Source organism: Bacillus sp. DWP3-1 (assembly GCF_049896565.1).
Taxonomy (GTDB): Bacteria; Bacillota; Bacilli; order Bacillales; family Bacillaceae; genus Bacillus.
On the sequence record NZ_JAFCUN010000006.1, the window covers coordinates 264,845 to 286,469 of the forward strand.

The 21,625-nt window shown below is 40.4% G+C and carries 23 protein-coding genes; 4 read left to right on the plus strand and 19 right to left on the minus strand.

All coding sequences use genetic code 11. From position 1 onward, the window contains the following. Positions 1–26: 26 nt before the first annotated feature. The 7 genes from ACP7A0_RS14795 to ACP7A0_RS14825 all read right to left on the minus strand — a co-directional run bounded on the left by ACP7A0_RS14795 (position 27) and on the right by ACP7A0_RS14825 (position 5,496). Positions 27–1,544: an ABC transporter permease/substrate-binding protein gene (locus ACP7A0_RS14795; RefSeq protein WP_034660646.1), complete on the minus strand. Its 1,518-nt coding sequence runs from the start codon at positions 1,542–1,544 to the stop codon at positions 27–29. Next, positions 1,537–2,502 carry an ABC transporter ATP-binding protein gene (locus ACP7A0_RS14800; RefSeq protein WP_375566708.1) on the minus strand — a complete coding sequence of 322 codons (966 nt, stop codon included), beginning with the start codon at positions 2,500–2,502 and terminating at the stop codon, positions 1,537–1,539. The genes ACP7A0_RS14795 and ACP7A0_RS14800 overlap by 8 nt, the downstream gene beginning before the upstream one ends. Positions 2,503–2,714: 212 nt before the next feature. Then, entirely contained in the window at positions 2,715–2,954 is a 240-nt protein-coding gene (gene rpsR, locus ACP7A0_RS14805) for a 30S ribosomal protein S18 (protein WP_008347556.1), read from the minus strand. A gap of 40 nt (positions 2,955–2,994) precedes the next feature. Further along, entirely contained in the window at positions 2,995–3,540 is a 546-nt protein-coding gene (gene ssbA, locus ACP7A0_RS14810; RefSeq protein ID WP_034660649.1) for a single-stranded DNA-binding protein SsbA, read from the minus strand. 36 nt (positions 3,541–3,576) lie between these two features. After that, positions 3,577–3,864 (minus strand): 30S ribosomal protein S6, encoded by a 288-nt coding sequence (rpsF, locus tag ACP7A0_RS14815; RefSeq protein ID WP_003215073.1) that lies wholly within the window; start codon positions 3,862–3,864, stop codon positions 3,577–3,579. A gap of 108 nt (positions 3,865–3,972) precedes the next feature. Further along, the gene (ychF, locus tag ACP7A0_RS14820) at positions 3,973–5,073 is read right to left on the minus strand and encodes a redox-regulated ATPase YchF (protein ID WP_034660650.1); all 1,101 of its coding nucleotides are present in this window, start codon (positions 5,071–5,073) and stop codon (positions 3,973–3,975) included. Positions 5,074–5,289: 216 nt separating this feature from the next. Continuing rightward, positions 5,290–5,496 carry a DUF951 domain-containing protein gene (locus ACP7A0_RS14825; protein WP_012011910.1) on the minus strand — a complete coding sequence of 69 codons (207 nt, stop codon included), beginning with the start codon at positions 5,494–5,496 and terminating at the stop codon, positions 5,290–5,292. Positions 5,497–5,790: 294 nt separating this feature from the next. Between ACP7A0_RS14825 and ACP7A0_RS14830 the strand changes: the two genes are divergently transcribed. Together ACP7A0_RS14830 and ACP7A0_RS14835 are read left to right on the plus strand one after the other, a co-directional pair. After that, positions 5,791–7,110, plus strand: coding sequence for a hydrolase (locus ACP7A0_RS14830; RefSeq protein WP_066031463.1), 1,320 nt, complete (start codon positions 5,791–5,793; stop codon positions 7,108–7,110). 15 nt (positions 7,111–7,125) lie between these two features. Beyond that, positions 7,126–7,536, plus strand: a complete 411-nt coding sequence (locus tag ACP7A0_RS14835) for a hypothetical protein (RefSeq protein WP_060597704.1) — start codon at positions 7,126–7,128, stop codon at positions 7,534–7,536. A gap of 25 nt (positions 7,537–7,561) precedes the next feature. Here the strand turns inward: ACP7A0_RS14835 and ACP7A0_RS14840 are convergent, their stop codons facing one another. Continuing rightward, positions 7,562–8,617: a YkvI family membrane protein gene (locus tag ACP7A0_RS14840; RefSeq protein WP_080869565.1), complete on the minus strand. Its 1,056-nt coding sequence runs from the start codon at positions 8,615–8,617 to the stop codon at positions 7,562–7,564. A gap of 72 nt (positions 8,618–8,689) precedes the next feature. Here ACP7A0_RS14840 and yyaC point away from each other — a divergent pair, with 72 nt between their 5' ends. Then, positions 8,690–9,316, plus strand: coding sequence for a spore protease YyaC (gene yyaC, locus ACP7A0_RS14845; protein WP_003215235.1), 627 nt, complete (start codon positions 8,690–8,692; stop codon positions 9,314–9,316). A 25-nt stretch (positions 9,317–9,341) separates the two neighbouring features. On the opposite strand, the gene ACP7A0_RS14850 is transcribed toward yyaC, so the two are convergent. The 11 genes from ACP7A0_RS14850 to rpmH form a co-directional block, all read right to left on the minus strand. After that, on the minus strand, positions 9,342–10,196 hold the full coding sequence (locus tag ACP7A0_RS14850) for a ParB/RepB/Spo0J family partition protein (RefSeq protein WP_426005625.1): 855 nt from the start codon (positions 10,194–10,196) through the stop codon (positions 9,342–9,344). Further along, the gene (gene soj, locus ACP7A0_RS14855; RefSeq protein ID WP_034620351.1) at positions 10,189–10,950 is read right to left on the minus strand and encodes a sporulation initiation inhibitor protein Soj; all 762 of its coding nucleotides are present in this window, start codon (positions 10,948–10,950) and stop codon (positions 10,189–10,191) included. The genes ACP7A0_RS14850 and soj overlap by 8 nt, the downstream gene beginning before the upstream one ends. 237 nt (positions 10,951–11,187) lie before the next feature. Beyond that, positions 11,188–12,012, minus strand: a complete 825-nt coding sequence (locus ACP7A0_RS14860) for an orthopoxovirus pf05708 family protein (RefSeq protein ID WP_106031707.1) — start codon at positions 12,010–12,012, stop codon at positions 11,188–11,190. Between the two features lie 118 nt (positions 12,013–12,130). Next, positions 12,131–13,006 (minus strand): nucleoid occlusion protein, encoded by an 876-nt coding sequence (noc, locus tag ACP7A0_RS14865; protein WP_034660661.1) that lies wholly within the window; start codon positions 13,004–13,006, stop codon positions 12,131–12,133. A gap of 105 nt (positions 13,007–13,111) precedes the next feature. After that, the gene (gene rsmG, locus ACP7A0_RS14870) at positions 13,112–13,831 is read right to left on the minus strand and encodes a 16S rRNA (guanine(527)-N(7))-methyltransferase RsmG (protein ID WP_034660662.1); all 720 of its coding nucleotides are present in this window, start codon (positions 13,829–13,831) and stop codon (positions 13,112–13,114) included. A gap of 13 nt (positions 13,832–13,844) precedes the next feature. Beyond that, a complete protein-coding gene (mnmG, locus tag ACP7A0_RS14875; protein ID WP_066031461.1) occupies positions 13,845–15,731 on the minus strand; it encodes a tRNA uridine-5-carboxymethylaminomethyl(34) synthesis enzyme MnmG in 1,887 nt (628 codons plus the stop codon). Positions 15,732–15,748: 17 nt separating this feature from the next. Continuing rightward, on the minus strand, positions 15,749–17,128 hold the full coding sequence (gene mnmE, locus ACP7A0_RS14880; RefSeq protein ID WP_060597707.1) for a tRNA uridine-5-carboxymethylaminomethyl(34) synthesis GTPase MnmE: 1,380 nt from the start codon (positions 17,126–17,128) through the stop codon (positions 15,749–15,751). Positions 17,129–17,530: 402 nt separating this feature from the next. Next, the gene (gene jag / locus ACP7A0_RS14885) at positions 17,531–18,154 is read right to left on the minus strand and encodes an RNA-binding cell elongation regulator Jag/EloR (protein WP_066031460.1); all 624 of its coding nucleotides are present in this window, start codon (positions 18,152–18,154) and stop codon (positions 17,531–17,533) included. Continuing rightward, entirely contained in the window at positions 18,151–18,933 is a 783-nt protein-coding gene (gene spoIIIJ / locus ACP7A0_RS14890) for a YidC family membrane integrase SpoIIIJ (RefSeq protein WP_095286180.1), read from the minus strand. The genes jag and spoIIIJ overlap by 4 nt, the downstream gene beginning before the upstream one ends. Before the next feature lie 158 nt (positions 18,934–19,091). Then, positions 19,092–19,451: a ribonuclease P protein component gene (gene rnpA, locus ACP7A0_RS14895; protein WP_034660668.1), complete on the minus strand. Its 360-nt coding sequence runs from the start codon at positions 19,449–19,451 to the stop codon at positions 19,092–19,094. 78 nt (positions 19,452–19,529) lie between these two features. Next, complete coding sequence (gene rpmH / locus ACP7A0_RS14900) at positions 19,530–19,664, minus strand: 50S ribosomal protein L34 (RefSeq protein WP_008360908.1); 135 nt, start codon at positions 19,662–19,664, stop codon at positions 19,530–19,532. Between the two features lie 619 nt (positions 19,665–20,283). On the opposite strand from rpmH, the gene dnaA reads away from it, so the two are divergent. Continuing rightward, a complete protein-coding gene (dnaA, locus tag ACP7A0_RS14905; RefSeq protein ID WP_034660669.1) occupies positions 20,284–21,624 on the plus strand; it encodes a chromosomal replication initiator protein DnaA in 1,341 nt (446 codons plus the stop codon). The last annotated feature ends 1 nt before the right edge of the window (position 21,625 follow it).

The following is a 21,625-nucleotide window of genomic DNA, read 5'->3' on the forward strand; positions in this document are numbered from 1 at the left end:
TACATAACAGACCTGCTCTTCCTTGATTATTGCAGTAATTTTTTCTTTTTTAAATAGGCTTTCGCAACTTGAAATGCATCCTTACCTTTCACATTTACTTCATAATTCATTTCTCTCATCTCATCATCTGTGATTTGACCACCAAGCTTATTGAGAGAGGTCCCGATCTCAGGGAACTCAGTTAATGTCTCCTGTCTTAGCAGCGGTGCTCCTTGATATGGCGGGAAAACATGCTGATCATCATCAAGCACCTTTAATTTGTATTCCCTCAATTCACTGTCTGTCGAATACGCATCGACTAAATTGATATCTCCTTTTTGAATCGCTCGATACCGAAGCTTCGGTTCCATCGTCACCACATCGTCAAAGGAAAATTGATAGGTCTTTTGAATACCTAGATACCCATCCTGTCGATCAGAAAATTCCAACGTGAAGCCAGCCTTTATGCGATTCTTGATCTTGCCTAGATCTGAAATATTGGATACATCATATTGATCAGCCAGCGACTGAGGCACGGCTAAAGCATACGTATTGTTGTAAGCCATCGGCTCAAGAAGGCGGAGCTGAAAGGATGATTCCAAACCACGCCGCGCTTGCTCATACACTTTTTCTTTATCTGTGCTTTTCGCTGTTTGTTTGAGGAACTCAGAAATCGCAGTACCGGTAAACTCAGGATAAATATCAATATCACCAGACCGTAAAGCTTGAAAAACAAAGGACGTCTTGCCAAGACCAGGCTTAAGATTGACTTGAATATCCGTATCCTGTTCAATTAAAAGCTTATACATCGAGATCAGGATTTCAGGCTCTGATCCTAACTTTCCACCGATGGTGATTTCTTTCTTTTCTTGTTGAAACAGTAATGGGCCCGCGACAACTGCTCCTGCAATCACAGCAAAAACCGTCACAGAGATCACAGTCTTTTTAAAAGAGATTTTCTCAAAAGTGCGCAGCACCACATCAAATAAGAGTGCGAGTAAGGCAGCTGGTATAGCGCCAATGACAATGAGCGACATATCATTTCGATCAATTCCCAGCAAAATCAGACTTCCTAATCCCCCAGCTCCGATCAGTGCGGCAAGAGTGGCAGTTCCCACAATGAGAACCATCCCGGTTCTGATACCTGCCATGATTACTGGCATGGCCAAAGGCAGCTCCACCTTTAATAACCGTTTGCGGTGATTCATTCCCATGGCAAGCGCCGCTTCTCTCAGGGAAGGGTCGACCTCCTGAATGCCTGTATATGTATTTCTTAAAATAGGGAGTAAGGCATAGACGACAAGCGCAATAATGGCAGGCACTTGTCCAATCCCAACGAGAGGAATCAACAAGCCAAGCAGCGCGAGCGACGGAATTGTTTGCAAAACCGCCGTCACCCCAATCACCCACTCTGCAAGCTTTGGCACCCTCGTTAAATAGATACCTAATGGAATGGCAATCAAAATCGCTAAAAATAAAGCAATAAAAGAAATTTGAATATGCTCAAGTAAGGCGTGTCCCAATTGTTCTTTTCGGTCCAATAACACACTGATCCAATCATTCATGTGACTCGCCCCTCTCTCTAGGAGAATCAGCTAAAAACTGAATCACCGCTTGACGATTCACTAGTCCAATTCGCTCCCCGTCCTTTTCTACAGCCAATTCCTCATGCTTTGCCAATTGGGATAAGACATCGTCCAGCGTGGCATGTGCTGTGATCGCTTCATAGCCTAAAAGAGCCTCAGGAGCCATTGGTCTAGCCATGGCCTCTAGCTCAAACGCTTGATGTCCCACATGGCGAGCAGCCCCTGAAACAAACTCCCGAACAAAAGCATTGACTGGGTGTTGAACCAATTCCTCTGGACGACCAATCTGCACCACTTCCCCTTCCTTCATGATACAAATTCGATCACCAAGCCTCATCGCTTCCTGCATATCATGCGTCACGAAGACAATGGTCTTTTGAATACGGCGCTGCAAAGCAAGCAGATCATCCTGCAATTTCTCCCTCGTTAGTGGATCTAACGCACTAAAGGGTTCATCCATCAGGACAATCTCAGGATCAGCTGCAAGTGCACGTGCCACACCGACACGCTGCTGCTGTCCACCAGATAGCTCTGATGGCCTTCGATTTCGATACATTGCAGGGTCAAGACCGACCATCTGCATCAATTCATCCACTCGCTTATTGGTCTTTTTCCGGCTCCACTGTTTGAGCTCTGGTACCACGGCGATATTTTCTTCAATGGTCATATGAGGAAAAAGAGCAATTTGCTGCAGAACATACCCAATATCCCAGCGCAGCTCATACATATCATAATCATTTATTTTTTGACCTTTTATGTAAATCTCACCTTCTGTAGAAGAAATGAGACGATTGATCATTTTCAATGTCGTCGTTTTCCCGCTTCCACTAGGTCCAATAAATACAAAAAATTCACCTTTCTGAATCTCTAAATCAACCGATTGAACGGCATAGCGCTCATCAGAAAATTGCATCGATACCTTCTTAAATTCAATCATCTTCCCACGCCCTGACTGCAATTATTTTCTAGACTATCAATATGACAGATTGACCCCGTATTTGTATAGAACAAACTGTCACTTTCTCTCTCTTTTACATACTTCCCCTAGGATGCCCGCCAAAAACAGCTCTAGCCAATTCGGATGAGATTCTTAGTGAAACAAATAAAAAAAGCGAAGAGCTCGAGGCTCTCCGCTTTTAAGTCAACGACTTACTCACCAGTAACGTATGGAAGTAATGCCATTTGACGTGATTTTTTAATCGCTAATGTCAATTTACGTTGATACTTAGCGCTAGTTCCTGTTACACGACGAGGTAAAATTTTACCACGCTCAGAAACAAACTTTCTAAGAAGATCAACATCTTTGTAATCGATGTGCGTGATACCGTTAGAAGTAAAGAAACATACCTTACGACGTTTCGCACGACCGCCTCTGCGTCCACCTGCCATTTGTTTTCACACCTTTCCTTTAGTCAATTTTTCAGATCAATTAGAATGGCAAATCATCATCGGAGATGTCAATCGGTTTACCATCATTCGCAAATGGGTCATCATTGAAGCTATTTCCCTGATTACGATTTTGTTGGTTGCTCTGATTGCCATATGGATTTTGATTTGGTTCATTTCCGAATGGATTCTGATCGTTTTGGCTACCGCCATAATACTGGCCTCCGCTATTGCCACCGCCGCTGTATCCACCTGAACCAGCACCGCCGCTCTTAGGCTCAAGAAATTGAACACTTTCAGCTTGAACCTCTGTCACGAAGACACGCTGTCCTTGCTGATTTTCATAGTTTCTTGTCTGCAAACGACCGTCTACACCGGCAAGACTTCCTTTTTTCAAGAAATTAGCCACGTTCTCGGCTTGTCTTCTCCAAGTAACACAGTTAATGAAATCGGCTTCACGCTCTCCAGATTGATTCGTAAACGTACGATTCACAGCTAGAGTAAACGTGGCTACAGCCGCACCATTAGGCGTGTAGCGAAGCTCAGGGTCTTTTGTTAGTCTTCCGACCAATACAACACGGTTTAGCATATTGAAAGACCACCTTTAAATATATATTTCAATGATTTATACTTCTTCTTTAACAACAATGTGGCGAATGATATCGTCACTGATCTTAGCTAAGCGGTCAAATTCTTGAACTGCTGCAGCGTCAGATTGAACGTTTACGATTTGGTAGAAGCCTTCACGGAAATCGTTGATTTCGTATGCAAGACGACGTTTACCCCAATCCTTTGTTCCAGTGATCTCCGCACCGTTAGAAGTTAACACGTTATTGAAACGCTCGATAACTGCTTTTTTAGCCTCATCGTCAACTGTTGGGCGGATGATGTACATAACTTCGTACTTTCTCATCTGATTGCACCTCCTTTTGGTCTAAGCGGCCCTAAACGGGCAAGGAGCAATAAATTATATTACTCACAATTGTATATTATAACAAATTACTTGGCCTATGACAAGAACCTATACATTAAAACGGAAATGAATGACGTCTCCATCTTTCACTACATATTCTTTACCTTCTAGACGGACTTTTCCAGCCTCTTTTGCAGCAGACATGCTTCCACCAGCAAGTAAATCTTCATATGCAACCGTTTCAGCACGAATAAACCCACGTTCAAAGTCCGTATGAATGATTCCAGCACATTCCGGTGCCTTCATTCCTTTTTTAAACGTCCAAGCGCGTACTTCCTGCTCACCTGCTGTGAAATAAGTAGCTAAACCAAGAAGTGAATAAGATGCTTGAATCAGCTGATCTAGACCTGACTCTTTGATGCCAAGCTCTTCAAGGAACATCTGCTTCTCTTCTCCTTCAAGCTCTGCAATTTCAGACTCGATCTTCGCACAAACGACGATGACTTCAGCATTTTCACCAGAAGCAAACTCACGGATTTGCTGCACATATTCGTTACCGTCATGATCCGCTACTTCATCCTCACTCACATTTGCTACATAAAGAACTGGTTTAGATGTGAGTAAATGAAGCTGTTTCACAAGCTTCTGCTGCTCATCTGTAAATTCTACAGATCTTGCCGATTTCCCAGCTTCAAATGCGTCCATTAGCTTCGACAAAATATCAAATTCAGCTACCGCTTCCTTATCCTTTTGTTTTGCAAGCTTACTCACACGAGCCAAACGCTTTTCAACTGTTTCTAAATCAGCCAAAATTAATTCTAAATTAATGGTTTCGATATCTGACACAGGGTCAACCTTACCTGATACGTGTGTGATGTTATCATCTGCAAAAGCTCTCACCACGTGACAGATCGCATCTACTTGACGAATGTGAGAAAGGAATTTATTTCCTAAACCTTCACCTTTAGAAGCCCCTTTGACAATACCGGCAATATCAGTGAATTCAAAAGCAGTAGGAACTGTCTTTTTCGGCTGCACCAATTCTGTTAGTTTTTGCAAACGCTCGTCTGGAACTTCTACAATTCCGACGTTTGGATCAATGGTACAAAACGGATAGTTAGCAGACTCCGCTCCAGCCTGTGTAATTGCATTAAATAGCGTTGACTTCCCGACGTTAGGTAAGCCAACAATACCAGCTGTTAAAGCCATTCTTTCATCTCCTCTATATCAAACGTGCTCGTTATACTGCGTAATATGAACCTAGAGCAATTATAAGTAGGTTTACATGAAAAGACAAGCTAACCGTTATGCATTATCAATAGAAGAAACATTGCCAAAAAGGATAAATCAGTGCTTTAAAACGCGAATTCACACCTGCTTCTTCTATACAAAAGACGAATTTCATCAAAAAAGCATGAGGCCTACTTAAGCAGTTGGCTCCTCATGCTTGACGAGAATTTTCTTCATTTTTCGTTCAAAGTCTCTTCTTGGGATCATCACGCTGTGCCCGCAGCCTTCACATTTAATGCGAATATCCATGCCCAATCGAATAACTTTCCACCGATTGACACCACATGGATGGGGTTTCTTCATTTCAACGACATCATGTAACCCAAACGCTTTGTCTGCCATCAGCCTTCACCTCTCTTGCTCACTTCATTGAATCTATTGTACAAAAAAACGGCGATGAAGAGCAATGTACAAAACAAAGAACCTCTTTCAATCATTCATCCTATTCTTTTTTATAGAAAAAACCCTTCTTTTAGATCATTTTATTTGTGACCAATAGTTACTTAAACTCCGCTTTTTTTCAATATTGTCACAAACACTGTAGGTCAAAAGGTTTTTATTGGTAGAACGCTGTGGTTTTTCCATATTTTTTGATTTATGATATCTGCATAAATGTTATGTGAGGGAGCAGGTACGATGGTCAATCGAAAGGATAGATTAACTGATAAAGAATATAAAATCATATCCGATCATGCTGGAAACATAGACAATTACCAGCAGCACCATACGATAGAAATAGGTCAGCAAACGCTCACTGTCCATGATTTTCTCAAGGTCGATCATCAGTTATATGGTTTAACGATGCAGCCGGAACAATCAGACGAGTTCATCGTCGCTTTTCACTGTCCACAGCCAAATCAAATGCCGGTGACCTCGCCACAAGATGTACACACCGCGGCACAGTCATTGCTTAAAACGGATTATGCCTATCCCATTGAAAGGAAGTCCCTTGATGGCAATCAAGATCATGTCTTTTTTAAAGGAAAGGAATACATAGAGCAAGTCTGTCAGCAGCATCCAAATGCAGGTATCTATCTCACTGGACAAGCCCTTGCCGGTGCTGTTTGTGCTTATGTTGCAACAGAACAGCCAGCTGTCAAAAAAGCCGTCACCTTTGATAGCCCAAATATATGGAGCAGTCTGTCGCCTGCGATTCAGCAGAAAGCGCAGCAAGGTCAATACACACGGATATTGACTGAATATATTCAACCTAGTCATTATGTAGGTTTACTCAATCGTCATGATCATGGGGTTGGTCAAGTCAAGTATACTGTACCGCCACGGCAGCAAGACGCCATCCAAGAACCCGTTAAATACAAGAAAAGAGAAATTGACACCTTTTTAAAATCAGCTTTTGCGTCTATGAATATAGAATGGAACGAATCCTTTGATACAAATGCTTTTTTAGCTCTTATTTCTGGGAGTTACAAAGTAAATGGGTATTCATTCCACACAGATGGGTCTGCCCGTATTTTAGATGAACAGCTTGATCATAATACAAGTTTTACAGCCATGCTGTTGCAAGAAATCCATTCTGGACGTGCATATGCACAAAGCGGCCTTGAAATTATCATAAAATCCCATTTACTGAAAAATTCATCCTACGATCTCCAAAGCGTGATTGAACATGAAGTACACACTATATTTGAGAAAATCGATGGGATCGATGAAAGTGTAAAAGACGCCGTCCAGCATGTAAAACAGGAGCTCAAAGGACTCGTCGGCTTTGGTCACTATGATTTACTAAGTCCTAGTGATGTGGAAGCACTAGTAGAGGAAGTGAGGATGGAACAACATCATTCCTCCTTTTATTCACACGAAAAACAGCTGAATGCCTTGTACACCCTGAGAGATTACGAACAAGAACTTTCTACCCTTTCAAGACATATGTACACAATGGGTGATGACTACGCCAAGGCAGATAGACGCCTTGCGATGCAAATGGGTATTCATTAAGAAAGGAGTCATCGCATGATCAATCAAAATAAACCTCCTAGTGACGCCCAGCGTTTCTTGCAAAATGTGAGTGCCCGCCGCTCCATGTCTGTATTTGAAAATCAATCGGCACCGCAAACACAGACGCAGTCCCCCGAAGAAATGGCCGCAATTCAGGCCATACGCAGAGAAGGACAGCGAAAGGATCTAAAACGGCTGCTCAAAATGCGGCTTCATGACGAATTAGCAAACACTCGCGTGCACTTGGAGTATCAATTGTCTAAAACCGAAGATATGATCAACCAGACGACCATTGTCAAACAACACATCTCTCAGCATTTAAAAGGACAAGCCATTTCAGAATTAGAGGAACGCCTTCAGCGTCTTAAGCAAATGCCAGTCTATGATGATATCAAAGACGCCATTGATTCTATTCGTATAAAATAAGCACAGCTCTGACAAAGAGAGGTGCTTATTTTATTTTATCAATATAATTTTTAGAGCGGGAAAATATCTTTTTACTTAAAATCGGATATAGCATTAAACAGACAAGCAAATAAAGATTCAGCAAACTATATATCGGATACAAGAAAGCAATCAAATCGGCAAACCCAAGAGATGTTAAAGGCGCCATCAAAAGAAGCATCACCAGCACAACCAGCCAGCGAGGCAATGGTACAAAAGAGAGCATCCGGCTGGATAAACCAAATAAACCTGCCGCTGTCGTCGTATAAATAGCTAGACAAAGGACAACGGTCATAAACACAAACAATGATGTCGGCGCTCCTTCTAATACTGTAAACAAAGGAATGCCTTCTGCTGATAGGCTCCCAGAAATATCAACCAGTATTTCGTTATACACGTACGAGATGACCCCAAAAATCAGGCCGCTTAATATACTCGCCACTTTGGCCTCTCCAAGCCCCTTCATTTCTTTCCCAACCGAAGACAGCACTGCCACCACAGATAATATATTCAAAGAAGCAAAGACAATGCTGGCAGGCCAATTGTACTGCTGCCCAAAATCAATCCGCCACATATGATCATGGTTCATATAATAAAAAACAAACGCATAGATGAGCCCCGCCACCAAAATTGGTATAATGAAAGCATTCACAGATAAGAGCCCTTTCACATCCCAGAAAAAAATCATAAATGAAAACAGACAAAATGCGCCGATGCCAATCCAAAATGGTACATGATACATCTCGAGTGTCACCCCGCCACCGGCAATCATGACTGTCGTTGTCGTGAATAAATAAAGGACAATTAAAACGTCATACACTTTAGCCAGCCATGGACCGACAAGCCGCTCTAGCACTGGCACAAAGTGATCGGCACGTACCTCATAACTGATTTTCAACACCACATAGGTAGACAGCATAAACATCAATGTAAACAGTAGAATGGCTAGTCCGCTATCAATGCCAAAAAACTGCCAAATTTCTTGGCCGGAAGCATACCCCGCTCCTATTAAGCTTCCTAAAATTAAAAGCGTCCACCTTGAACCAGCCTTCCACACAATCATCACCTCATAGGTATAGAATTAAGCTTGTTTCCGTATACTGTTACTAACTACTATGACAAGGAAGTGAGACCTATGAATAGCAAGAACGGTCTTTTTTTTAGAAATAGGGTGAAAGAATACGTGTCCCATACGGATACAAACGCCATTCAACAGCTTAAAAGTATTTTATTCTCGCATCTTCAGAAAGCAGGAAAAAGACCCGTTGCCATCGTTTGTATTGGAACAGACCGCTCAACAGGCGACTCTCTAGGTCCACTTGTTGGTACAAAACTTTCAGGTCTTGATTTGAAAAAGCTTCATGTATATGGAACGCTCTCTGACCCAGTTCATGCGGTCAATTTAAAAGAAAAGCTCGCTGAAATTGAACAAGCTCATAAACATCCGTTTATTGTAGCGATTGATGCCTGTTTAGGAAGAGTGAAAAGTGTAGGCTCCTTCCAAATTGGAGATGGCCCGTTAAAGCCTGGGGCGGGTGTACAAAAGGAGCTGCCAGAGGTAGGAGATATTCATATTAATGGAATCGTCAATGTGAGCGGTTTTATGGAATACTTCGTTCTCCAAAACACACGTCTTCATCTTGTCATGTCTATGGCTAATACACTTTCTGAAAGTCTATCTCACATTGATCAAATGGATTGGACAAGAGAAAAAAGCCGTTCTCTTTTCGCTCCTATTCAAAATATCACTGGGAGAATATAAAAAAGACCATCTCGTATCAAGATGGTCACTCTGATGATTCTCTCGTAGAAAGCAATTCGAGGATTCTTTCTAAATCTTCGTTGGAGAGAAATTCAATCTCAATTTTTCCTTTTTTCTTCTGTTTCTTGATCGTCACTGAAGTGCCAAAGTAGTTTTGTAAGAAAGACTCTCTTTCTTTCAACACTCGATCCTTTGGTGCTTCTTTTTTCTTTGTTTCACGTGGAACATTTTCGTTTAACTGCTGAACAAGTTTCTCAACCTGGCGTACGTTTAACCCCTCATCCACGATTTTCTTTACCAATGGCGCTAGCTTATTTTTGTTTTTCAAGCTAAGCAATGTTCTTCCATGTCCCATCGATAATGTTCCATCTGCAATCAGCTTTTGTACGTCATCCGGTAAAGTCAAAAGACGGAGATGGTTCGCAATATGCGGTCTGCTCTTCCCTAATCGCTTCGCTAATTCCTCTTGCGTCACACTTAGATGATCTAGCAAGGAAGCATAGGCTTCCGCTTCTTCTAATGGAGATAAATCCTCGCGCTGCAGGTTTTCTAAAAGGGCAATCTCTCTCATCAGCGTTTCTGAGAATTCTCTAACGATCGCAGGAATTGTTGTCAGACCAGCTTGTTGCGCTGCACGAAAACGGCGCTCTCCTGCTACAATGTCATATCCTTTAATCGATTTACGGACAATGATCGGCTGTAAAACACCGTGCTGCTGAATTGATTCTTTCAGATCAGACAATGCATCATCATCAAACGTTTTCCTTGGCTGATAAGGGTTCGGACGCAAATCCTTTAATTTGATTTCTTCGACCGTTTCTTCATTTGAGTCTACATGGTTAAATAGTGCATTAATACCCTTTCCAAGACCTTTAGCCATTCGCATCCACTTCCTTTGCTAAGTCTAAATAGACATCTGCACCTCTTGAACGTGGATCATACAAGATAATCGGCTTCCCATGACTAGGCGCTTCACTCAGTCTCACATTTCGCGGAATCACGGTCTGATAGACTTTATCTCTAAAGTATTTCTTCACTTCTTCGATGACCTGAATCCCAAGATTTGTTCGTGCATCAAGCATTGTCAGCAAGACACCTTCAATGGCAAGATCAGTATTTAAATGTTTCTGCACGAGACGAACTGTGTTTAACAATTGGCTCAATCCTTCAAGCGCATAATATTCACACTGTACCGGGATTAAAACGGAATCGGATGCTGTTAACGCATTAATCGTCAGTAATCCGAGTGATGGCGGGCAGTCAATAATCATATAATCATAATTTTGCTTAACAGATTCAAGTGCTCTCTTCAATCTCACTTCACGTGAAATCGTAGGCACAAGCTCTATTTCAGCCCCTGCAAGCTGTATCGTCGCAGGAATGACATCAAGATTTTCGACCTCTGTCGTCTTAATCACATCAAGGACATCTGCATCATCAACTAAAATATCATACACACACTTCTCTACGTCGGCCTTCTCAATCCCAATACCACTCGTGGCATTGCCCTGCGGATCAATATCAACTAACAACACTCGTTTACCTATGTATGCTAAACACGCACTCAAATTAACAGAAGTTGTCGTCTTCCCGACGCCGCCCTTCTGGTTGGTAATCGCTATGATTTTTCCCACGATGTCACCCACTTTCAACTTAACAAGTTTCTCATTTTATTCATACTTCCTATTCTATCAAAAAAAGTATGAAACGTTTGCTTTTTTTGTTTCTCCATTATATATTCGTCAGCAAATGTCTATTTTCGTACATGAAAGGACAAACCAAAACGGATTAAAAAATATATCGATATATCTTTTTGGTGGAAAAGACAAGCATAAAAAACCCTCACTTTCATCAAAAGTGAGGGGCACATGTCAAAAATGTAATCCACCAATTTTACGGCCTTCGTTCACAATGACTTTAGGAGTCACTGTATGATAGCTTCTCTTTTTTAAGAATCCGTAGGGGGTTTTAATGGTATATGTCGCATGTCCCAAAGCGTCACCTGTTTTGGCATAGGCCTGCCACACAATCTTTGAACAATACGTCGGATCGAGTGATTGAATTGACAGGGTGATGGAGTATCGAGCCTTTGGATGAGTTTTCACATAATCGTGCGCCCATTCCCCTGCCAGGTCTGCTGTTTCCTCTTGATTAATCCGAATTACCTTTGTATTGGCATTATAGCGAAACCAGTTAAGAATGGAATCAAGCTGAGGATGCTGTCGAAACCCTGGAATAGAAGCAAAGCTTTTCTCATTAATGACGATACCTGCATGTCCAACGATACCCTTCAAAGCATCAGTACTTGTCACCAATATATCTCCTTTTTTAGGCATAATATCGGTACCAGGATACGGCTTTCCTAAAAGGTGCTTGATGGTGTGCGGCTTTTCATCCGTTACCAACTCATCCTGCTTGTTTTGTTGTAAGCCATAGTCCTTCAAAACATCGCTAGCTGAAATCAAGTCAATTGTGTCGTCCTGAGACTCATGCTCATGATTTAATTGCTGTAAAGTGACCTCCTTAGAAACAACACCTTGTTTCTTCAGAACGTTCAGTTCTTTTTTGGCCAACGGGCTTTCTTCTGCAGGAGCCGTTGGCGAATTCACAGCAAATATGGTTGTTTCATTTGTAAAAAGAAAAAAAGAAAATAGTAAATAACAAATAATAACAAATTTCGTCTTTTTCATTTTCATCGAGTCATGTCACCTCCTTTCTTCTATGAAAATCATATTTTACCAATTTATGAATAATAAGTAAATATAATGTGGAACCAATAAAAAAAGCTGACGAGTGGCTCTCATCAGCTTTTTTCTATTTAGGAATCCGAATCGTTAATTGGATATATTCCTCAAACTCTTCTTCCTCGGTATTTATTTTAAGCCCGCTGTCTTCTACCATATGGAGAGACTGACGAATGGTATTCATCGCAATTCGTGTATCACGACTAAACGCCTTACGTTTTGGCTTCGGTTTGCGATCTGTTTTTTGTTCAAGCATTTTCACTACACGCTCTTCAGTCTGTTTTACATTCAGCTGCTTTTCGATGATTTCCTGCAATAGCGCGATTTGTAATTCTGGAAGCTTTAGGGGTACAAGTGAACGTGCATGCCTTTCAGAGATTTTTTTCTCTAAAATGGCCTGTTGTACCTCTTCAGGCAACTTTAAAAGTCTTAATTTGTTTGCAACAGTTGATTGTCCCTTGCCTAAACGCTGAGCAAGCGCCTCCTGTGTTAAATCATGAAGCTCTAAAAGACGTGCATAAGCATGAGCCTCTTCAATAGCAGACAGCTCTTCCCTTTGCAAATTTTCAATCAATGCCACAGATGCCGTTTCCGTATCAGTAAAGTCTTTTATAATAGCGGGGATTTTCTCCCATTGAAGAGTCTGTACCGCTCTCCAACGTCTTTCGCCGGCGATCAGTTCATATTTACCTTCTTCTTCTGTTGGTCTGACAACAATAGGTTGGATAATGCCATGGGTATGAATCGTCGTGGCCAGCTCATGTATCTTTTCTTCTGAAAAAATGGTGCGTGGCTGAAAACGGTTTGGCATAATTGTGTCGACCGGGAGCTCCTGTATCTCTTCCTTTAATGTATCATGCTCAGCAATCTCTGCCTCTATTTCGGTTTCACGCTCAGGATGTTCTTTGTCACCAAGCCCGAAGAAGCGTGAGAGTGAATGCTTCATGAACCTACACCACCTTTAAAAACTACCTTTTTATAATTCTATTTTCTCATGTTTTTTCCTTCTGTAAAATCTTAAATATTGAAGAAAAACCGACCTTTTACATGATCAACCTTCTATTGGTGATTTATTAGGTGTTCCTGGTTTTCTAGGATATTTTTTTGGTGTTTGCTTTTTCTTTTCAATGACAATGATGTTCCGTTCGCTTTCTTCTAAAGGAAGAACAAAGGAATGCTTTTCAACAACCTCTCCTCCGAGGACAGTAACAGCTTTTTTCCCTGCTTGCATTTCTTCATCAGCGGCAGATGCTTTTAATGCAACAAACAATCCTTCCTTTTTTACAAGGGGCAGACATAGTTCGCTCAAGACGGATAAACGCGCAACCGCTCTAGCAGTGACAAGATCATAGCTTTCACGCTTTTCCTTACGTTGTCCAAACGTCTCCGCACGATCATGATAAAAAGTAGTATCTTGTAAGTTTAACCCTTTTGCTAACTCATTGAGAAACGTAATTCGTTTCTGAAGAGAATCAACAATGGTTACATGTAGATGAGGGAAGCAAATTTTAAGAGGAATGCTTGGGAAACCAGCACCAGCTCCAATATCGCAAATCGTCGTCACTTTGTGAAAATCAATAAAAAATGCTGCTGAAATTGAATCATAAAAATGCTTTAAATACACTTCTTCCTTTTCAGTAATGGACGTTAAATTCATTTTCTCGTTCCATTCTACAAGCATGCGGAAGTAAGTTTCAAATTGTTCAAGCTGCACAGGAGAAAGAGTCATCCCTTTCTCCTCTAGTGCTGCTGTAAATTGTTCAATGTTCATGCCGACATCCTTTCTATTCTGCTATCTTCGCAATACGTCCCTGCTCTAAATATACTAAAAGGATAGAAATATCAGCAGGGTTAACGCCTGAAATACGAGAAGCCTGTGCAACAGAAAGCGGTCGGACTTCTTTCAGCTTTTGTTTCGCTTCAGTTGCAATCCCTTTGATGGCATCATAATCAATACGATCAGGAATCTTTTTGTTCTCCATCTTTTTCAGCTTTTCAACTTGTTGGAGTGACTTTTCAATATATCCTTCATATTTAATTTGAATCTCTACCTGCTCACACACATCAGAAGGAAGTGGTGTTTCAGCAGGAGCTAACGTCACAACAGATTCATAGTTCATTTCTGGACGCTTCATCAAATCACTTGCACGAATACCGTCCTTCAGCTCACTTCCACCAAGTGAACGAATAAATTCTTGTGTCTCTGCTGTAGGTTTGATGATGACAGAATATAAACGTTTTTTCTCTGCTTCAATGGCTTCTTTTTTCTGCTGGAATGTCTGGAATCTTTCTTGAGAAATTAATCCAATATGATAGCCAAGTTCAGTTAATCTTAAATCCGCATTGTCATGACGAAGAAGCAAACGATACTCTGCACGGGATGTCAAAAGACGGTAAGGTTCATTTGTTCCCTTTGTGACAAGGTCATCAATGAGAACACCGATATATGCATCAGATCGGCTTAAAATGACTTCTTCTTTACCCAATGCTTTTCTTCCTGCATTAATACCTGCCATAATTCCTTGACCTGCTGCTTCCTCATAGCCAGATGTACCATTAATTTGGCCCGCTGTATATAATCCAGAAATTTTCTTCGTCTCAAGTGTAGGCCACAACTGAGTAGGCACAATTGCATCATACTCAATGGCATAACCCGCTCTCATCATTTGTACATTTTCGAGCCCTGGGATGGTGGAAAGCATGCGCTGCTGTACATCCTCTGGAAGACTTGTAGACAATCCTTGAACATACACTTCCTGCGTATTACGACCTTCTGGCTCTAAGAAAATTTGATGTCTCGGTTTGTCATTGAAACGAACCACTTTATCTTCAATGGAAGGGCAGTATCTAGGACCAGTTCCTTTAATCATACCTGAATACATTGGAGAACGGTGAAGATTCTCATCAATAATTTGATGTGTTTCTAAACTCGTATATGTTAACCAGCATGGCAGTTGGTCTGTAATATATTCAACCGTTTCATAGGAGAACGCCCGCGGAACATCATCACCTGGTTGAATTTCTGTTTTACTATAGTCAATCGAGTGACTATTCACTCGAGGAGGTGTTCCTGTTTTAAAGCGAACCAAATCGAATCCTAACTCTGCTAGGTGATCCGATAATTTGATTGATGGCTGCTGGTTATTAGGACCACTTGAATACGATAGATCCCCTAAAATAATGCGGCCTTTTAAGAAAGTCCCAGTCGTTAATACAACAGACTTCGCACGATAGTTTGCTCCTGTTTGGGTAACGACACCTTTACATTCATCATCTTCTACAATTAAATGATCCACCATACCTTGAAGCATTGTCAGGTTCGGTTCATTTTCCATTGTTTTTTTCATTTCATGCTGATATTGGAACTTATCTGCTTGCGCTCTTAACGCACGGACAGCAGGTCCTTTCCCCGTATTCAGCATGCGCATTTGAATATGCGTCTTATCTATATTTCGTGCCATTTCTCCGCCCAGTGCATCAATTTCTCTAACGACAATCCCTTTTGCAGGACCGCCTACGGACGGATTACATGGCATAAAAGCAACCATATCGAGGTTGATAGTCAATACAAGTGTTTTAGCGCCCTGTCTTGCAGAAGCAAGAGCAGCCTCAACCCCAGCATGACCGGCACCCACGACGATTACGTCATAATTGCCAGCTTCATAACCCATTTCTTATGTTCCTCCCTTTACTTTCCTAAACAGAATTGAGAGAATAGCTGATCAATCAAGCTTTCATGAACAGCATCTCCTATAATTTCACCGAGCTGTTCCCAGCAGCGTGTTAAATCTATTTGAACAATGTCGATCGGTACGTCCATTTCAATGCCTTCAAGAGCATCCTCAATTGATTGTTTTGCTGCCTGAAGGAGGGCAATATGCCTTGTATTACTTACATACGTTAAATCTCCACTTTCAATTGATCCAGTGAAGAACAGTGATTGAATCGCCATTTCAAGCTCATCAATGCCCTTTTCTTGTAATAATGATGTGGTGACGACCGGACGATCCTTCGCTAACTGCTTGACCTTTTCTACATCAAGCTTAGGCTCAAGGTCTGTCTTATTCACAATCACGATGATATCCATACCTGAGACAGCCTCAAAAAGCTTCATATCTTCTTCTGATAATTCTTCGCTATAATTGAGCACAAGTAAAATCAGGTCAGCTTCTTTTAAGACCTGTCTAGATCGTTCAACCCCTATACGCTCAACAATGTCCTCAGTCTCACGTATACCCGCAGTATCGACTAGACGAAGAGGTACACCTCTTACATTCACATATTCCTCAATGACATCTCTGGTAGTTCCAGGAATATCTGTGACAATCGCCTTTGTTTCCTGTACAAGGCTATTCAGCAAGGAAGACTTTCCAACATTCGGCCTTCCTATAATCACAGTGGATAAGCCCTCTCGAAGGATTTTCCCTTGCTGAGAAGTCGAGAGCAGCGACTCAATTTCTTTTTTGACCGATGTCGCTTTTTCCACTAAGACGCGATGTGTCATTTCTTCAACATCGTCATACTCAGGGTAGTCAATATTGACTTCAATATGCGCCAGTGTTTCTAGGATCTCGCCGCGCAGTCGCTGAACCAAACCGGAGAGACGTCCCTCCATTTGAGTGATTGCTACGTTCATCGCACGATCAGTCTTTGCCCGAATCAAGTCCATGACAGCCTCTGCTTGCGAAAGATCTATTCTTCCATTTAAGAAAGCACGTTTTGTGAACTCACCTGGCTCCGCTAATCTTGCTCCTTCTCTTAAAGCAAGCTGCAATACTTTATTGACCGTTACAATTCCGCCATGGCAGTTAATCTCAATAACGTCTTCTCTCGTAAATGTTTTTGGCGCTCGAAGTACTGACACCATGACCTCTTCTATTACTTGATCAGTACTTGAATCCACAATATGACCATAATGAATTGTATGGGAATCCACTGATACAAGTTTTTTCTCCTTAGGCCCTTTATACATCCGATCAGCGATCTGTACCGCATCAGGCCCACTTAAACGAATAATCGCAATTGCTCCTTCACCCATCGGTGTAGAAATGGCTGCAATTGTATCCATCACTCAATCACCTCTTTCTCTACTTAATAGACAGTCTTTTATCTATTAAATGGACGTTGTCCATCTCTATATTAAAAACGCTTAATCCAAAATTTAAAGATACCATAAATGAAAGCGAAGTGAAAGTATCCCATATCTAATTATCCACAGCTTTGCATCCTATCTATTTTAACACTTAACTTATCCACATGTGAATAACGACGTTCTAAACTTACCTTCACATCTTACACCGAAATCCAATAAATTTAAACGCCCTGATCCCTTTGCTTACTTGTAAAAATGGCGTTTTCCACTCATATCACACACTAATTTTTTAGAAATAAAGGATGAATCTTCTATAGAAAGACAATTTTTCAATAAAAAAAGACTAAAATCCAGCTTTGCTGAATTCTAGCCTTTCTGTTATTTTTTATACAGCACCACAACATGACGCTTGCTGCCTGTATCTTCCGATGCCGTTGCAAGTTCTTTAGAAAATGCGGCGATCGTATCATGAATTACTTTTCGTTCATTAGAAGGCATTGGTTCTAAATGAACCTTTCTCTTCGTTTTTAAAACTCTGTTTGCTGTCTTGATGGCATATTGTTCAAGTGCTTCTTGTCGCTTTTTCCTATAATCTCCAATATCAATGGTAATATGATGATACTGATCAGAATAGCGATTAAACACTAACTGTACCAATGTTTCTAAAGAGTACAAAGTTTGTCCTCTTTTTCCAATCATTAATGACGTTTTATCTCCATCAATGTGGAAAGAAATCTTTTTCGGTTCCTTTTTGGAAACAATCTTCGCTTTAGGATCAATTGATTTAACAATATTATCTAAATACTGTGTAGCTAATTTAAGAGCATTTCTCTTTTCTATCAACTTGACTACAGCTTGTCTTTTGCCAAATAATCCTAAGAAACCTTTATTTCCTTCATCAACTATTGTGATATCTACTTCTTCTTTTAGAAGTTGAATTTGTTTAAGTCCGGAATCTACTGCTTCTTCGATTGTGCGACCGACAGCAGTTATTTCCTTCATTTTTTATTCCCGCCAGCTTTTTCTTTTGTATCCAATTTTACTTGAGGAGTTTTAATCACTAATGTTTGGATGATCATGAAAATGTTACCTACAACCCAGTACAATGAAAGTGCTGCTGGGAAACTAATGGCAAATACAATGATCATAATCGGCATAACCCATAGCATGATAGCCATTTGAGGGTTGTCCGAAGGATTTCCAGCCATCATCAGTTTTTGCTGAATGAAAGTAGCTACCCCCGCAATGATCGGTAATAGGAACAATGGATCTGGACTGCCTAAGTCAAACCATAAGAATGTATGCTTTTTAATTTCTGCTGTTCTCATAATCGCATGATAAAAACCAATTAGGATTGGCATCTGAATTAAAATCGGGAAACATCCAGCTAATGGATTGACGCCATTTTTTTGGAAAAGGGCCATTGTTTCCTGCTGAAGCTGCTGCTGAGTTTTTTGGTCTTTAGAGCTATATTTTTCACGAAGCTTTTTCAATTCAGGCTGCAATGCTTGCATTGCTTTTGTACTTCTTAACTGCTTAATCATTAATGGTAAAATGAGCAAGCGGATTAACAGTGTCACAATAATGATCGCAACCCCGTAGTTTTCACCAGTCAAATTTGCCATGTACGTGATTAATTGAGATAGCGGGTAAACAATATAAGAATTCCAGAATCCCTTACTATCTGATGTGATTGGTTCATTGATTTGTGTACATCCTGCCAATAGAACCAACACGCCAATCAAGCTAAATATTAGTAATAATCGCCTTTTCAACAAGATTCCTCCCATTACTTCAAACTTTATTTAAGTTGGAATTGATTACGAAAGTGACTCACCTAATCAGTATGGTAACATTTTTTCATTACAAAGTGGTGGTTTCATTTTAATTCACTAGATGAAGGAAGCGCTTTTAAAAATTGATTCAACGAAAGTTTCTATTACGAAGACTTTTTAGGTTGTTGTTGATAAACAGCGGATTTTCTAAATAAATGTTGGAGAGACTTCTTTGTTTCTTCAAAGGTCAATTCACTTGCTGGTTTTCTTGCAATGACAATGTAGTCTTTTTCTTGCTTTAACTTATGACCTTCCTCTAAAAACACCTGGCGGATCAGTCGTTTAATTCGATTTCTCATCACTGCATTACCAATCTTCTTACTGACAGACAATCCCAAACGCAGTTCATCTTGATTTGGTTGATCCAGCTGGTAAATAACGAATTGACGATTCGCCATTGATTGACCTTTTCTGAACACTTTTTGAAACTCTTCATTTTTTTTTAGCCTGTTTCGCTTCTTCATGTTTTCTTCCACTCCGATAAAAACTGACAGTTCATTTACGATTTTATGTAAAAAAGACCACTGACATTATTCAGTGGCCTAAGCTGATAATTTTTTTCTACCTTTGCTGCGGCGTCGCTTTAAAACTAGACGTCCGTTTTTAGAACTCATACGGCTGCGGAAGCCATGAACTTTACTACGCTTACGGTTATTTGGTTGAAACGTTCTTTTCATTTATGACACCTCCCTGAGGAATAGCTGTTTAAGACAGTCTAACTCATTATATTTGTGTAACCCATCGATTGTCAATATCAATGATAAAACTCTTATTATCAACCTTATAAGCATAACATAATTTATCAAACGAAGAAACCTTCTTTTTCAGTTTCCAGCATTTTATTCTTTTTTCCTCCTAAAAGGCCTGCAAAACAAGGGTGTGGATATTTTTCCGGCATATTTAGACTATCCACATCCATTATCGACATTTTTTTCACACAAATAACCGATGTGGATAATTATTTTTCAACAGGATGTAAAGTGTGTGGATAAGTTTGTGACACCCATTGCACCATCTTGTTTATTTTGATATTATATTTGTGTTTTAACTCTTAATTACTTATCTGACCTATTTGCGTTATCCACAAATTGTGGATAAGCTGTGGAAAGATATTACACAGGCTGTTGAATTATTTATCCACAGACTGTGTAATTTGTCGAAAAGACGTTTTTCTACTATATTATTTGTTTTCAACAACGTATGTGCACGAATGGTGATGACCATTTGCTCTTTTTCGTGTTCTATAACAGTTTGATATTGGTCATTTTATAAAGAAAAGGAGGGGGGAGAAGCCTTATGGAAAATATTTTGGATCTGTGGAATAAAGCACTTCAAAAAATAGAGACAAAGTTGAGCAAACCCAGTTTTGAGACATGGATGAAATCGACAAAAGCCCATTCTCTTCAAGGCGATACGCTTACAATTACGGCACCTAATGAATTTGCTAGAGACTGGCTGGAATCAAGATATCTCCACTTAATTGCTGATACCATCTACGAACTGACAGGTGAAGAGCTCAGCATTAAATTTATTATTCCTCAAAATCAGGATGAAGTGGAAGCCATGCCAAAGTCTCCAATTAAAAAAATGTCTAAAGAAGAGGCCGTTGATATTCCACAAAATATGCTGAATCCAAAATATACATTTGATACTTTTGTTATTGGTTCAGGCAACCGATTTGCGCATGCCGCTTCACTTGCAGTTGCGGAAGCACCGGCAAAAGCATATAACCCGCTCTTTATTTATGGGGGCGTTGGTTTAGGAAAGACCCACTTGATGCATGCGATTGGTCATTATGTCATCGACCATAATCCATCAGCCAAAGTGGTCTATCTATCATCTGAAAAATTTACAAATGAATTTATCAACTCAATCCGAGACAACAAAGCTGTCGATTTCCGTAATCGCTATCGGAATGTAGATGTGCTTTTGATAGATGATATTCAATTTTTAGCAGGAAAAGAACAAACACAAGAAGAGTTTTTCCATACATTCAACACACTTCACGAAGAAAGTAAGCAAATCGTCATTTCTAGTGACCGGCCGCCGAAAGAAATTCCGACACTTGAAGACAGATTACGCTCTCGATTCGAATGGGGCTTAATCACAGACATTACCCCGCCAGATTTAGAAACACGTATTGCAATTTTGCGAAAAAAGGCAAAAGCAGAAGGCTTAGACATTCCGAATGAAGTCATGCTTTATATTGCCAATCAAATCGACAGCAACATTCGTGAACTGGAGGGTGCTTTGATTCGTGTCGTTGCTTACTCTTCTTTAATTAATAAAGACATCAATGCGGATCTAGCAGCTGAGGCCCTAAAGGACATCATTCCTTCATCGAAGCCAAGAGTCATTACAATTAAAGATATTCAAAGAATTGTAGGGCAGCAATTTAATATTCGCTTAGAGGATTTCAAAGCGAAGAAACGTACGAAGTCAGTTGCTTATCCAAGACAAATTGCCATGTATCTCTCTAGAGAAATGACCGATTCCTCTCTGCCTAAAATAGGAGAAGAATTTGGAGGTCGTGATCATACGACTGTCATTCATGCTCATGAGAAGATTTCGAAATTAATGGTTGAGGATGAACAGCTTCAGCAGCATGTGAAAGAAATCAAAGAACAATTAAAATAAC

What these genes read in the sequence shown, in the direction of transcription:
- rpsR (WP_008347556.1), bottom strand. Translation starts at nt 2,954, where the DNA reads ATGGCAGGTGGACGCAGAGGCGGTCGTGCGAAACGTCGTAAGGTATGT.
- ACP7A0_RS14800 (WP_375566708.1), bottom strand. Translation starts at nt 2,502, where the DNA reads ATGATTGAATTTAAGAAGGTATCGATGCAATTTTCTGATGAGCGCTAT.
- jag (WP_066031460.1), bottom strand. Translation starts at nt 18,154, where the DNA reads ATGAAGGAAATAACTGCTGTCGGTCGCACAATCGAAGAAGCAGTAGAT.
- rpmH (WP_008360908.1), bottom strand. Translation starts at nt 19,664, where the DNA reads ATGAAAAGAACGTTTCAACCAAATAACCGTAAGCGTAGTAAAGTTCAT.
- ACP7A0_RS14825 (WP_012011910.1), bottom strand. Translation starts at nt 5,496, where the DNA reads ATGGCAGACAAAGCGTTTGGGTTACATGATGTCGTTGAAATGAAGAAA.
- mnmG (WP_066031461.1), bottom strand. Translation starts at nt 15,731, where the DNA reads ATGGGTTATGAAGCTGGCAATTATGACGTAATCGTCGTGGGTGCCGGT.
- yyaC (WP_003215235.1), top strand. Translation starts at nt 8,690, where the DNA reads ATGAATAGCAAGAACGGTCTTTTTTTTAGAAATAGGGTGAAAGAATAC.
- rpsF (WP_003215073.1), bottom strand. Translation starts at nt 3,864, where the DNA reads ATGAGAAAGTACGAAGTTATGTACATCATCCGCCCAACAGTTGACGAT.
- ACP7A0_RS14860 (WP_106031707.1), bottom strand. Translation starts at nt 12,012, where the DNA reads ATGAAAATGAAAAAGACGAAATTTGTTATTATTTGTTATTTACTATTT.
- ACP7A0_RS14835 (WP_060597704.1), top strand. Translation starts at nt 7,126, where the DNA reads ATGATCAATCAAAATAAACCTCCTAGTGACGCCCAGCGTTTCTTGCAA.
- dnaA (WP_034660669.1), top strand. Translation starts at nt 20,284, where the DNA reads ATGGAAAATATTTTGGATCTGTGGAATAAAGCACTTCAAAAAATAGAG.
- ACP7A0_RS14850 (WP_426005625.1), bottom strand. Translation starts at nt 10,196, where the DNA reads ATGGCTAAAGGTCTTGGAAAGGGTATTAATGCACTATTTAACCATGTA.
- ssbA (WP_034660649.1), bottom strand. Translation starts at nt 3,540, where the DNA reads ATGCTAAACCGTGTTGTATTGGTCGGAAGACTAACAAAAGACCCTGAG.
- noc (WP_034660661.1), bottom strand. Translation starts at nt 13,006, where the DNA reads ATGAAGCATTCACTCTCACGCTTCTTCGGGCTTGGTGACAAAGAACAT.
- ACP7A0_RS14840 (WP_080869565.1), bottom strand. Translation starts at nt 8,617, where the DNA reads ATGATTGTGTGGAAGGCTGGTTCAAGGTGGACGCTTTTAATTTTAGGA.
- ACP7A0_RS14795 (WP_034660646.1), bottom strand. Translation starts at nt 1,544, where the DNA reads ATGAATGATTGGATCAGTGTGTTATTGGACCGAAAAGAACAATTGGGA.
- mnmE (WP_060597707.1), bottom strand. Translation starts at nt 17,128, where the DNA reads ATGGATACAATTGCAGCCATTTCTACACCGATGGGTGAAGGAGCAATT.
- ychF (WP_034660650.1), bottom strand. Translation starts at nt 5,073, where the DNA reads ATGGCTTTAACAGCTGGTATTGTTGGCTTACCTAACGTCGGGAAGTCA.
- ACP7A0_RS14830 (WP_066031463.1), top strand. Translation starts at nt 5,791, where the DNA reads ATGGTCAATCGAAAGGATAGATTAACTGATAAAGAATATAAAATCATA.
- rnpA (WP_034660668.1), bottom strand. Translation starts at nt 19,451, where the DNA reads ATGAAGAAGCGAAACAGGCTAAAAAAAAATGAAGAGTTTCAAAAAGTG.
- rsmG (WP_034660662.1), bottom strand. Translation starts at nt 13,831, where the DNA reads ATGAACATTGAACAATTTACAGCAGCACTAGAGGAGAAAGGGATGACT.